Source organism: Roseomonas sp. 18066, assembly GCF_902706185.1.
Lineage (GTDB): Bacteria > Pseudomonadota > Alphaproteobacteria > Acetobacterales > Acetobacteraceae > Pseudoroseomonas.
Map to the genome: position 1 here is coordinate 48,925 of NZ_CACSJM010000012.1, position 12,065 is coordinate 60,989.

Sequence of the window (12,065 nt, forward strand, 5' to 3'; positions counted from 1 at the left end):
TTCTTGGGCAGGTTTCTTGGCAGGCCGACGTGACCGCGCCGGGGACCATGCACTGGGCGCGCGCGGTCCGGCCGGGGTGGAGGGGCACCCTCGGCAGACGTCGTCATCCCGGCATGGCGGTCCCTGGCAGCGGGCCGTCTGGTTAACGGAATGGTTAGAGGTGCCGCGCCATGACCGTCCAGCGCATTCTTCCGCGCCCGGCATGACGAATCTGGTATGGTAACGCCATGCCCAAGCCTGCCACCCTGCTCCGCCCCCTGACCCCCGACTGGTTCGCCCGCGCCCGGCTGAAGCTGCGGCACCTGCAGCTGCTGGTGGCCCTCGACGAGCTGCGCAACCTGAACCGGGCGGCGCAGAGCCTCGGCCTGACCCAGCCCGCCGCCTCCCGCCTGCTGGCCGAGGTGGAGCAGATGGTGGGTGGCCCGGTCTTCGAGCGCCGTCCGCGCGGGGTCGAGCCGAACGGCCTGGGCGAAGTGCTGCTGCGCCGGGCGCGGATCGTGCTGGTCGAGCTGCAGCAGGCGGCGACCGAGCTGAACGGGCTGCGCTCCGGCAGCGGCGGCGCGGTGGCCATCGGCGCGGTGACGGCGCCAGCGGTCGATTGCGTGATGCAGGCGGTGGAGGCGATGCAGCGCGACACCCCCGGCCTGCAGGTGACGGTGGAGGTGGAGCCCAGCGCCCGGCTGATCGAGGGGCTGCGGCGCGGGCGCCTCGACCTGGCCCTGGCCCGCATCCCGGCCGGCGTCCAGGCGGGCGAGCTCGACTACCGCGAGGTCGGCGAGGAGGAGCTGTGCTTCCTGGTGCGGGAGGCGCATCCGCTGCTGGGCCGCGACAGCATCGCCCTGAAAGAGCTGCTGCCCTTCACCTGGCTGCTGGAGCCGGCGGGCAGCCTGCTGCGCCAGGCGGTGGAGATGCTGTTCGCCCGGCACGGGCTGCCAATGCCGGGGCGGGTGATCAACACCGCCTCGATCCTGCTGAACCTGGCGGCGCTGGGCCAGGGCGACGCGGTCTCCGTGGTCAGCGCGCCGGTCGCCGCCATGCTCGGCGCCCAGGGGCGGTTCCGCCGGCTGCCGCCGCTGCAGGAGGCGGAGCGCTTCGCGGTGTCGCCCTATGGGCTGATCCGGCTGCGCGACCGGCCGCTGTCACCGGCGGCGGCGCGGCTGCAGGCGGTGCTGGAGCCGATGCTGTTTCCGGCATGACATACCAGGAACGTCATGTCGTCCGGATAATCTATGATTGGATCGATATGCCACACCGTGCCTAGCTTGCGGCCCCGCGCTGCTCCCCTGCCGCGCGGGGTGTCGATCCAGCGGGATGGGAAACGTCAATGGCCGAAGAACAGGCGAAAAAAAAGCTGCGCAGCCAGGAGTGGTTCGGGCGGCAGGACAAGATGGGCTTCTACTACCGCTCCTTCCTGAAGAATCGCGGCTTTCCGCAGGACCAGTTCGACGGCCGGCCGGTGATCGGCATCTGCAACACCTGGTCCGAGCTGAACCCCTGCAACAGCCACTTCCGCACCATCGCCGAGCATGTCCGCTACGGCGTGCTGGAGGCGGGCGGGTTTCCGCTGGAATTCCCGGTCTCGTCGCTCGGCGAGGTGACGATGCGGCCGACCGCCATGCTGTACCGCAACCTGGCGGCGATGGATGTCGAGGAAGGCATCCGGGCGCATCCGCTGGACGGCGTGGTGCTGCTGATGGGCTGCGACAAGACCACGCCCGCCTTGCTGATGGGGGCGGCCAGCGCCGACCTGCCGGCGATCGGCGTCTCCGGCGGGCCGCAGCTGCGCGGCGTTTATCGGGGGCAGATCATCGGCTCGGGGACCAACATCATCTCGATGAGCGAGCAGCTGCGCGCCGGCGAGATCACGCTGAAGGAGTTCCATGAGGCGGAAGCGGGGATGAACCGCAGCCATGGCTCCTGCATGACCATGGGCACGGCGTCGTCGATGGCGTCCATGGTCGAGGCGCTGGGCATCGGCCTGCCGACCAACGCCGCCATCCCCGCGGTGGATGCGCGCCGCAACGAGCTGGCCCGGCTGTCCGGCCGCCGCATCGTGCAGATGGTGCATGAGGACCTGACGCCCACGAAGATCCTGACGCGCGAGGCTTTCGAGAACGCCATCCGCACGCTGGCGGCGATCGGCGGCTCGACCAATGCCGTGGTGCATCTGATCGCCATCGCGCGGCGGATCGGCATCGACCTGACGCTCGAGGATTTCGACCGGCTGGGGCGCGGGGTGCATTGCCAGGTGAACCTGATGCCCTCCGGCCAGTATCTGATGGAAGACTTCTACTATGCCGGCGGGCTGCCGGTGGTGCTGCGCGACCTGGCCGAGGCCGGGCTGCTGCACAAGGAGGCGCTGACGGTCAATGGCCGGACGATGTGGGAGAATGTGCGCGAGGCGGAATGCTGGAACCGCGAGGTGATCACCAGCATCGCCGAGCCGTTCAAGCCGGATGCCGGCATCGCCATCCTGCGCGGCAACCTGGCGCCCAAGGGCGCGGTGATCAAGCCGTCGGCGGCATCCCCTCACCTGCTGAAGCACACCGGGCGCGCGGTGGTCTTCGAGAATATCGAGGACCTGCATCACCGCAAGGACGACCCCGATCTCGACATCGATGCCGACTGCATCATGGTGCTGCAGAATTGCGGCCCGCGCGGCTATCCCGGGATGGCCGAGGTCGGCAACATGCCGCTGCCGCAGAAGCTGCTGAAGGAGGGCGTGCGCGACATGGTCCGCATTTCCGACGCGCGGATGTCGGGGACGGCCTATGGCACGGTGGTGCTGCATGTGGCGCCGGAGGCCGCGGCTGGCGGCCCCCTGGCGCTGGTCCGCAGCGGCGACCTGATCACGCTGGACGTCAAGGCTGGCTCGCTGCATCTGCATGTCGACGATGCCGAGCTGGCGATCCGCCGCGCCGCCTGGGTGGCGCCCGAGCCGCCGATGGATCGCGGCTACACGCGCATGTATGTCGAGCATGTGCTGCAGGCCGACGAAGGTGCCGACTTCGACTTCCTGGTCGGCAAGAGCGGCTCGCCTGTCCCTCGCGACAATCACTAATCTGACAGAAAAAAGATGGGGGTCTGGGGGAATTCATTCCCCCAGCCTTCCTTCCTATTGGGGAGGTTTTTTTCATGCCCTATCGCGGCATTTTCCCGGTGGTCCCGACGATCTTCGACGAGCGCGGCGCCCTCGACCTTGAGGGCCAGAAGCGCTGCATCGACTTCATGATCGATGCCGGTTCCGACGGGCTTTGCATCCTGGCGAATTTCTCCGAGCAGTTCGTGCTGTCGGATGATGAGCGGGCGTTGCTGACGCGGGAGATCCTGGCGCATGTGAAGGGCCGGGTGCCGGTGATCGTCACCACGACGCATTTCAGCACCCGCATCTGCGCCGAGCGCAGCCGCGAGGCGGAGGCGCTGGGCGCCTCGATGGTGATGGTGATGCCGCCCTATCACGGCGCCACCTTCCGCGTGCCGGAGGGGGCGATCTTCGATTTCTTCCAGGGCGTGTCGGATGCGATCGGCATTCCGATCATGATCCAGGACGCGCCGGTGGCGGGGACGCCGCTGTCGGCGGCCTTCCTGGCGCGGATGGCCCGCGAGATCGCGCAGGTCCGCTACTTCAAGATCGAGACGGCGGGGGCGGCCAGCAAGCTGCGCGCGCTGATCGCGCTGGGCGGCGATGCGGTCGAGGGGCCGTGGGATGGCGAGGAGGCGATCACCCTGCTGGCCGATCTCGATGCCGGGGCCACGGGCAGCATGACCGGCGGCGCCTTCATGGACGGCATCCGGCCGATCATCATGGATCACCTGGCCGGGCGTCGCGAGGAAGCCGTCGCCGGCTATGCGCGCTGGCTGCCGCTGATCAACTACGAGAATCGGCAATGCGGGCTGCTGGCGGCCAAGGCGCTGATGCTGGCCGGCGGCGTGATCCGTTGCGACGCGCCGCGGGCGCCGCTGGCGCCGATGCACCCCGCCGTGCGCGAGGGGCTGCTGGATGCGGCGCGCCGGCTGGATCCGCTGGTGCTGCGCTGGGGCCAATGAGCGAAACCCCGGGGGCATCGCCCCCGGGACGGGACGTTACGCGGGTTCCTTGGCGCGATCGGCCGCCATCCGCTGATGCGCCGGACGCGCCTGGGCGGTGGCCAGCCAGGACGAAATCGCCGGGAATTCGGCGAAGAGCGCCTTGCTGGCCGCGGCGTAGCGGACGATCTCGGCGACCATGATGTCGGCGACGGTGAAGCGGCCGCCGAGGACGAAGCCGCCACCGGATTTCAGCTGCTGCTCCAGCACGGCGAAGGGGCGGCGCAGGCCAGCGCTGCTGGCCTCGACCTCGACGCCGCGCAGGATGGACAGGCTCTTCGGCTCGACCTCGGTGGCGGCCCAGAGCGCCCATTGCGTCATCAGCGCCTCCTCCTGGCTGTCGCGCGGGGCGAGCTCGCCGCCGGCCTTGCGCGCCAGGTAGAGGCAGATGGCCAGCGACTCGTGCAGGACGAAGTCGCCATCCTTCAGGCTGGGCACCAGCCCGTTCGGATTGACCGCCAGGAAGTCGGGCGAGGCGGTGTTGAGCGGCGCGCCCGGCGCCGCGGCATCGGCCAGTCGGTAGGACTGGATCACCGGCACGTGCTGGAAATCGAGGCCGAGCTCATGGGCGAGCCAGATCGGCCGCGAGGCGCGCGAGCGCAGGACACCGTAGATGGTCAGCGACATGGGTTTGTCCGTGGTCAGGAGAGGCCACGATCAGCTTATGCCGGGGCAGGCTTGTCAAGCCGGCCGGACCGCCGCGGGGCCAGGGCGTCGGCACAGGGGGCATCAGGCTGCTGGCGATGCCACCGGTCGGGCCCGTGCGACACCTTCGCCCCCCGCGAGCGGAGGGGCGATCTTCAGGCCGGTCATCCCCCAGGCCTGGCCGGCAGGTTTTCGTGCGATCGTGCAGCTCAGGCTTTTCGACGATCCATCGCAGGCCAGCGCGCTCCGGCCGCCGGACGGGCCCGGCCGTGCTGGCACCTGCCCCGCCATGGCGGGGGCGGAAGGCGATGCTGCAGGCGCGACCCGGGCCTGCCGCCCGGGCCGCCGCGCCGTCAGGCGGCGATCAGCTCAGGAGAAGAACGGCCGGGCCAGCAGGAAGATGCCGGTCCAGAGCAGGGCGGAAAGGCCGAGCCCGATCATGATGCCGCGGGCCGGGCTCAGGGCGGCGGAGCGCGCCACGGCGGGCTGCTGCGCCGGGATCGCGCCGAAGGAAGCCTGATGGGAATGCGACATGATTGTGCCCCTGCTGGACCAGGCGCTCAGCTAACCGGCAAATTCTCACTATTTTGTTAACGGCCGACGGACCACCGGAAGAGCGGCCTGCCCGCTGCGCGACGGGCAGGGCGGCGGCGCCGCGCCGCGCCCCGGCGCTGGTGGAACCCCGCGATCAGCTTCCCGCGAGCAGCCCGCGCAGCCGCGCCGCCAGCGCCTCCAGCGAGAAGGGCTTGGTCAGCAGCTGCATGCCGGGGCCCAGGTCGCCATGGCTCAGCACGGCGCTCTCGGCGAAGCCGGTGATGAACAGGATGCGCAATCCCGGCCGCAGCCGCCGCGCCGCCTCGGCCAGCTGGCGGCCGTTCATGCCGCCCGGCATGCCCTGGGGCAGGCCGACATCGGTGACCAGCAGGTCGATCCGCGCCGGCGACCGCAGGATGCGCAGGCCGGCGGGGCCGTCCGCCGCCTCCAGCGCGGCATAGCCCAGGTCTTCCAGCACCTCGGTCACCAGCAGCCGGACGCTGGGCTCGTCATCGACCACCAGCACCCGCTCGCCCTGGCCGCGCGGCACCGCGACCGCGGCCGGCGGCAGCGGCTCGGTCACGGCCGGCCCATCATGCCGCGGCAGGTCCAGGCACAGCCGGCTGCCCTCGCCGGGGGTGGAGGCGATGCGCACCGCGCCGCCCGACTGGCGGACGAAGCCATAGATCATGGACAGCCCCAGCCCGGTGCCCTGGCCCTGCGGCTTGGTGGTGAAGAAGGGGTCGAAGGCGCGGGCGATCACGTCCGGCGTCATGCCGCTGCCCGTGTCGCCGACGCAGAGGGTGACATAGTCGCCCGCCAGCAGCCCGCTGGCGGCCGCCGCCTCGGCGTCCAGCCGGTGGTTGTCGGTGGCGATCTCCAGCCGGCCGCCCTGCGGCATGGCGTCGCGCGCGTTGATGCACAGGTTGAGCAGCGCGTTCTCCAGCTGCGGCGGATCGACCAGCACGGTCCAGACCCCCGGCGTGGCGGTGATCTGCAGCGCGATGGAGGGGCCGATGGTGCGGCGGATCAGCTCCTCCATGCCGGCCACCAGGCGGTTGGCGTCGGTCGGCCGCGGGTCCAGCGTCTGCCGCCGCGAGAAGGCCAGCAGCCGGTGGGTCAGCGCCGCCGCCCGCTGCGCCGCGCCGCGCGCCGCGTCGGCATAGCGCGGGATCTCGGCGTGGCGGCCCTGCGCCAGGCGGCGGGTCAGCAGCTCCAGGCTGCCGGTGATGCCAGTCAGCAGGTTGTTGAAGTCATGCGCGATGCCGCCGGTCAGCTGGCCCACCGCCTCCATCTTCGAGCTCTGCCGCAGCTGGTCCTCGAGCTCGTGCTGGCGCGTCGTCTCGACGCCGACGCCGGTGCGGCGCAGCGGCTGGCCGTCGGCGGAGAAATAGGTATGGCCGCGCGACAACACCCAGCGCACCCGGCCATCCGGATGGCACAGCCGGTATTCCAGCTCCAGGTCGCCGCCATGCTGCAGCCCGCCGGCCATCACCGCGCGCAGCCGCGCCCGGTCCTCGGGATGGACATTGGCCAGGAAGCGGGCGCGGAGAATGCCGGCGGCGGCCTCGGCCGGGTCCAGGCCGTAGAGGTCGGCCACCGCCGCATCCGCGGTGAAGCGGTCGCTGGCGACGTCGAAGGTCCAGACCCCCACCCCCTGCACCGCCGACAGCGCCAGGCGGGAGAAGTCCTGGGCATCGGCCAAAGCCTGCGCGCGCTCGGCCACCTGCCGCTCCAGCGAGGCGGCGAGCGCGCGCAGCTCCTCCTCGGCGCGGCGACGCTCGACCGCCTGGCGCAGCCGCTGCGCCAGCTCGGCGGCGAAGGCGGTCTCCTCCGGCGTCCAGGCGCGCGGCGCCGCCTGGTTGACGAAGAGCAGGGCGACCAGCCGGCCGGCCTCGACCACCGGCAGGTTGAGCAGCGCGCGGATGCCCGCCCCCTGCAGCATCGCGGCGATCGAGGCGGTGCGCGGATCGGTGGCGACATCGTCCACCGCCACCGCCTCGCCGGCCAGCAACGACCGGACATAGTCGCCGAAGACGTCCATGCTGTAGCTGCCGACCAGGCTGGGCATGCCGGCGGCGTTCCAGTCCGCGCCCACGGAGAAACCCCGCCCGTCGGCGGCCAGGGTGCCATAGCCGGCGCGGTCGGCGCGCAGCGCCTGGCCCAGCAGCCGGGCGCCCTCGGCGACCATGGCGGCGGGCGCGCCGCCCTCGCGCAGCAGCGCGTCGAGCTCGGCCAGGGCGGCGCGGCGCCGCTCCGCCTCGCGCGCCGCGGTGACCTCGGTGAAGATCACGGTGAAGCGGTCGCCGCCGATCGGCTGCACCTTGCCCTCGTACCAGCGGCCCAGCATGTCGACGGTGCGCTGGAAGGTGACGATGCCACCGCTGTCGAGGGCGCTGGCGACATCCTCGACCCAGCCCGTCTCGATGCTGGGGAACAGCGCCAGCAGCCGGCTGCCGCGCGCCTCCGCGGCGCTGCGGCCGGTCATGGCGCACCAGGCCGGGTTGACGTCGAGATAGCGCCAGTCGGTCACCCGGCCCCCGGCGTCGCGCAGCGCCTCGCCGAGGATCAGCCCTTCCTGCAGCCCCTCGAACACGCTGCGCCAGCGGGCCTCGCGGCTGCGCAGCTCCGCCTCCGCCTGGCGCCGCACGGTGATGTCGCTGAACAGGATGCCGACCTCGGGCGCGGCGCCGGCCTGCAGCCGGAAAGCCTGCACCTCGAACCAGCGGCCGAGCGCCGCCGCCTCGTGCTCGAAGCGCATCGGCCGGCCGCTGCGCGCCACCTCGGCATAGCGGTCGAACCAGACCTGCTCGTGGTCCGGCGCGATCTCCCGCATCCAGCGGCCGGTGGCGCCGGTCAGGCCGGTCTGCCGCTCGAAGGCCGGGTTGACCTCGAGGAAGCGATAATCGGTGGCGCGGCCGCCGGCGCCGAAGCGCATCTCGACGATGCAGAAGCCGGTGTCGACCGCCGCCAGCAGCGCGTGCCAGCGCGCCTCGCTGGCCGCCAGCCGCGCCACCGACAGCGCGGCCGTGTCATCCTCGGCCGAGAGGTCGCGCTGGGTGCCGAAATGATACAGCAGCCGGCCGCGCTGGTCGCGCACCGGGCTGACCAGCAGGGCGTTGCGGAAACGGCTGCCGTCGCGCCGCCGGTTGACCAGCTCGACCGCGACCTCGCGGCCCTCGGCCAGGGCGGCGCGCAGCCGGGCCAGCTCGGCGGGGTCGGTCTCGGGGTCCTGCAGCAGGCGGCAGTTGCGGCCCAGCAGCTCGGCCGCCGGATAGCCGGTCAGCTCCTGGAAGGCGCGGTTGGCGAAGACGATGGGGTCGTCGGGCTGCGCCGGATCGGTCAGCACGATCGGCGTCGCGGTTTTCTCCAGCGCCGCCAGCGCCGCCAACAGCGCGGCCGAAGGCTCGTGCTCCGCCTCGGCGCGCAGCCTGGCCAGCTCGGCGAGCAGCGCCTGCTCCCGCCGCCGCAGACCGTCGATCTCTGCCCGGTCCATCCTGCTCTTCGGCTTCCATCCGGGTCTTCGGCCCGCGGCCATCCCGTTGCCTTATCGCATCGCCCGCCGCCACTGGCAATTTTACAAGCACAGGCTTGGCTAATAGGCCGGCGCCGGGCACCCATTGATTGACGTGGGAATTTTTCCCACATAAAAGAAGGCCTACCACCAAAGGGTGCCCGATCCCATGCCCGGCCCGTCGCCGACGCTGCCATCCATGCTGCCGGCCCTGCTGCCCGCCCTGCTGCGCCGCGCCCGCCGCCACCCGGCGCTGCTGGGCCTGCTGCGGCCGCTGATCCCGATGCTGCGGGCCCGCATCCCGGCGCTGTCGGGCATGGAGGGCCTGTCCTATCGCCGCTGGATCAAGCTGCATGACCGGCGCGACGCCGCCGCCCGCCAGGCCATCGCGGCGCAGATCGCCGCCATGCCGCAGCCGCCGCTGATCTCGGTGGCGATGCCGGCCTGGCAGACGCCGCCCGCCCTGCTGCGCGCCGCCATCGCCTCGCTGCGCGGGCAGCTCTATCCGCATTGGCAGCTCTGCGTGGTCGACGACGCCTCGCCCTCCCCCGCGGTGATGGCGGTGCTGGCCGAGGCCGCCGCCGCCGACCCCCGCATCCATGTCCGGCGCCTGGAGAAGAACCTCGGCATCGCCGGCGCCACCAATGTCGCCATCGCCATGACCACCGGCCGCTTCGTCGCGCTGATGGACCATGACGACACGCTCGCCGAGCACGCGCTGTTCGAGGTCGCCCGCCGCATCGAAGCCGACCCCGACGCCGCGCTGATCTATTCCGACGAGGACCGGATCGACACCCGCGGCCGCCGCTTCGACCCGGTCTTCAAGCCGGATTTCGACGCCGACCTGCTGCTGGCGCAGAACTTCGTCAGCCATCTGGGCGTCTATCGGCGCAGCCTGCTGCGGCGGCTGGGCGGGATGCGCGCGGGCTTCGAGGGCAGCCAGGACCACGACCTGGCGCTGCGGGTCGCGGCCTGCGTGCGGCCCGACCAGATCCACCACATCCCCGCCATCCTCTACCACTGGCGCCAGGGCCGCGGCGCCAGCTTCTCCGAGACCGCCGCCGCCCGCTGCCTGCGCGCCAGCCGCGCCGCCGTGGTCAGCCACCTGGCCGAGACCGGCCAGGCCGGCGCCATCGTCCAGGCCGCGCCGGCGGCGCCCCTGTGGCACCGCATCGTCCGCCCGCTGCCGCATCCGACGCCGATGGTCAGCGTGCTGATCGCGGCGGAAGGCGCGCCGGAGCCGCTGCGCCGCAGCGTCGACGCGCTGCTGGCCGAGACCGGCTGGGGGCCGCTGGAAATCCTGCTGGTCACCGCCGGCGCCCCGCCCGCGGCCCTGGCGCCGCTGCTGGCCGGACTGCAAGGCCGCGCCCGGCTGCGGCTGCTGACCCTGCCCGGCGCCTGGCACCCGGCCGCCGCGCTGAACCTGGCCGCCGAGGCCGCCCAGGGTTCTTTCCTGTTGATCCTGCAGCCCGGGGTCACCCCGGTCTCGCAACACTGGCTGCGCGAGATGGTCTCCCAGGCCGCGCGTCCCGAGATCGGCGCGGTCGGCGCCCGGCTGCTCGATGCGGCCGGCAGGCTGTGGCATGCGGGGATGCTGCTGGGCCTGGGCGGCGTCGCCGGGCGCGGCTTCCAGCAGGCCGATCCGCGCGACACCGGCCATCACGGACGCCTGGCCCTGGTGCGGGAGGTCGCCGCCGTCAGCGGCGCCTGCCTAATGCTGCGGCGCGCGGTCTTCGAGGATGTCGGCGGCTTCGACGCGCGCCAATTGGCGGCGCGCTTCCACGATGTCGACCTGTGCCTGCGCATCCGCGAGACCGGCTGCCGCATCCTGGTCACCCCCTTCGCCGAGCTGCGTCACCAGGCGCCGCCGCCCGAGCCGGCCGCCCCCCGCGACGCCGCGCATATGCGCAGGCGGTGGGGCCGGCTGCTGCGGCGCGACCCCTTCCACAACGCCAACCTGGCGCTGCAGCCCGGCCGGCCCGGCCTGGCCGACCCGCCCGAGCCCGGCTTCCCGCCCGCCGCGAGCCCCTTGCAGGACTGGACCTCATGACCGCGATCGCCGCCGGGATCGTCCTCTTCCACCCCGACCCGGACGCGCTGGCCGAGACCCTGGCGGCGCTGGCCCCGGATGTCGCCGCGCTGTACCTGTTCCTCAACGCCCCGGCCGACGAGGCGCTGCGCGCCTGCCTGCGCCGCCCGCTGGCCGCGCCGGTGATCCTGATGAATGACGGGCGCAACCTCGGCCTCGGCACCGCCTACAACCGCATGGCCGCCGCCGCCCGCGCCGGCGGCCACGCGACGCTGCTGCTGCTCGACCAGGATTCAACGCCGCCCCCCGGCATGGCGCGCCACCTGCAGGCAGCGCATCGCCGGCTGCGCGAGGCCGGCGAATGCCCGGCCGTGATCGGCCCGCATCCGGTCGCCGCCGGCGGCAGCGCCACCAAGACGCCGCGGCTGTTCCTGCGCCATGGCAGCGCGCCGGTCGATGGCGCCCGGCCGCTGGAATTCCTGATCTCCTCCGGCTCGCTGCTGGACCTGGCGGCCTTCGAGGCGATCGGCGGCTTCCGCGACGACTTCTTCATCGACGCGGTCGACATCGAATGGTGCTTCCGTGCCTGGGCGCGCCATTTCTCCTGCTGGATGCTGCCGGGCCTGGCGATGCCGCACCGGCTGGGCCAGGGCCTGGTGCGCGTGCCGCTGATCGGGCTGCAGCTGGCGCGGCAACCCTGCTTCCGCCTCTACACCTATGCCCGCAACCAGACGGCGATGCTGCGCCTGGACCACGTCCCGCTGCGCTGGAAGCTGAAGCTCTTTCCGTACATCGCCATACAGGCCGCGATCCACTGCGTGGTCCGCCGCGACACCGCCGCGCTCCGCGCCTTCGCGCGGGGGATCGCCGACGGGCTGGCGCGGAGGATGGGGCCGGTGCGGCATCGGTTCGTGGGATAGCAAAGATATTTTAAAGACTGGGGGAAGAATGAATTCTTCCCCCAGACCCCCATCATTCTCTTTTGTCACCGGCCTTTGCATGACCTGCGCCGCGTCGGCAACCACACCAGGGCATCACGGCGGGGCGCCAGACGGCGCAACTTCAAAGGTCGCGCTGCGCATTGGCCGTGGAGCGTCCTGTCTCCCCGTGGACATGGCAATCTGACAGACAAAAGAAGCGACTGTCTTGGGTGTCAAGCGGTCTGCTCCTTCGCGGAGGTTGTGGTTCTCCAGGGTGTTGAGCTTTGGAGGATGGCATTGAGGATGGTGAGCAGCTTGCGGGCGATGGCGATCAGGG

Annotated in this window: 8 protein-coding genes; 5 read left to right on the forward strand and 3 right to left on the reverse strand. The window is 71.9% G+C overall.

Translation table 11 applies throughout. The annotated features are described in order from the left end of the window. Nucleotides 1-227: 227 nt before the first annotated feature. From GVN67_RS04320 to GVN67_RS04330, 3 genes are all read left to right on the forward strand, one after another. On the forward strand, nt 228-1,196 hold the full coding sequence (locus GVN67_RS04320) for a LysR family transcriptional regulator (protein WP_159993167.1): 969 nt from the start codon (nt 228-230) through the stop codon (nt 1,194-1,196). Between the two features lie 128 nt (nt 1,197-1,324). Beyond that, complete coding sequence (locus tag GVN67_RS04325) at nt 1,325-3,061, forward strand: IlvD/Edd family dehydratase (RefSeq protein ID WP_159993169.1); 1,737 nt, start codon at nt 1,325-1,327, stop codon at nt 3,059-3,061. Between the two features lie 74 nt (nt 3,062-3,135). Continuing rightward, nucleotides 3,136-4,047: a dihydrodipicolinate synthase family protein gene (locus GVN67_RS04330; RefSeq protein WP_159993171.1), complete on the forward strand. Its 912-nt coding sequence runs from the start codon at nt 3,136-3,138 to the stop codon at nt 4,045-4,047. Nucleotides 4,048-4,083: 36 nt separating this feature from the next. Here GVN67_RS04330 and GVN67_RS04335 read toward each other — a convergent pair whose 3' ends face one another. From GVN67_RS04335 to GVN67_RS04345, 3 genes are all read right to left on the reverse strand, one after another. Then, a complete protein-coding gene (locus GVN67_RS04335) occupies nt 4,084-4,713 on the reverse strand; it encodes a glutathione S-transferase family protein (protein WP_159993173.1) in 630 nt (209 codons plus the stop codon). A 387-nt stretch (nt 4,714-5,100) separates the two neighbouring features. Beyond that, a complete protein-coding gene (locus GVN67_RS04340) occupies nt 5,101-5,265 on the reverse strand; it encodes a hypothetical protein (RefSeq protein ID WP_159993175.1) in 165 nt (54 codons plus the stop codon). Between the two features lie 154 nt (nt 5,266-5,419). Beyond that, nucleotides 5,420-8,761, reverse strand: coding sequence for a PAS domain S-box protein (locus GVN67_RS04345; protein WP_159993177.1), 3,342 nt, complete (start codon nt 8,759-8,761; stop codon nt 5,420-5,422). Nucleotides 8,762-8,948: 187 nt separating this feature from the next. On the opposite strand from GVN67_RS04345, the gene GVN67_RS04350 reads away from it, so the two are divergent. Both GVN67_RS04350 and GVN67_RS04355 read left to right on the forward strand, forming a co-directional pair. After that, the gene (locus tag GVN67_RS04350; RefSeq protein ID WP_159993179.1) at nt 8,949-10,829 is read left to right on the forward strand and encodes a glycosyltransferase; all 1,881 of its coding nucleotides are present in this window, start codon (nt 8,949-8,951) and stop codon (nt 10,827-10,829) included. After that, nucleotides 10,826-11,728: a glycosyltransferase family 2 protein gene (locus GVN67_RS04355; protein ID WP_159993181.1), complete on the forward strand. Its 903-nt coding sequence runs from the start codon at nt 10,826-10,828 to the stop codon at nt 11,726-11,728. The genes GVN67_RS04350 and GVN67_RS04355 overlap by 4 nt, the downstream gene beginning before the upstream one ends. Nucleotides 11,729-12,065 lie beyond the last annotated feature (337 nt).

What these genes read in the sequence shown, in the direction of transcription:
- GVN67_RS04320 (WP_159993167.1), top strand. Translation starts at nt 228, where the DNA reads ATGCCCAAGCCTGCCACCCTGCTCCGCCCCCTGACCCCCGACTGGTTC.
- GVN67_RS04325 (WP_159993169.1), top strand. Translation starts at nt 1,325, where the DNA reads ATGGCCGAAGAACAGGCGAAAAAAAAGCTGCGCAGCCAGGAGTGGTTC.
- GVN67_RS04330 (WP_159993171.1), top strand. Translation starts at nt 3,136, where the DNA reads ATGCCCTATCGCGGCATTTTCCCGGTGGTCCCGACGATCTTCGACGAG.
- GVN67_RS04335 (WP_159993173.1), bottom strand. Translation starts at nt 4,713, where the DNA reads ATGTCGCTGACCATCTACGGTGTCCTGCGCTCGCGCGCCTCGCGGCCG.
- GVN67_RS04340 (WP_159993175.1), bottom strand. Translation starts at nt 5,265, where the DNA reads ATGTCGCATTCCCATCAGGCTTCCTTCGGCGCGATCCCGGCGCAGCAG.
- GVN67_RS04345 (WP_159993177.1), bottom strand. Translation starts at nt 8,761, where the DNA reads ATGGACCGGGCAGAGATCGACGGTCTGCGGCGGCGGGAGCAGGCGCTG.
- GVN67_RS04350 (WP_159993179.1), top strand. Translation starts at nt 8,949, where the DNA reads ATGCCCGGCCCGTCGCCGACGCTGCCATCCATGCTGCCGGCCCTGCTG.
- GVN67_RS04355 (WP_159993181.1), top strand. Translation starts at nt 10,826, where the DNA reads ATGACCGCGATCGCCGCCGGGATCGTCCTCTTCCACCCCGACCCGGAC.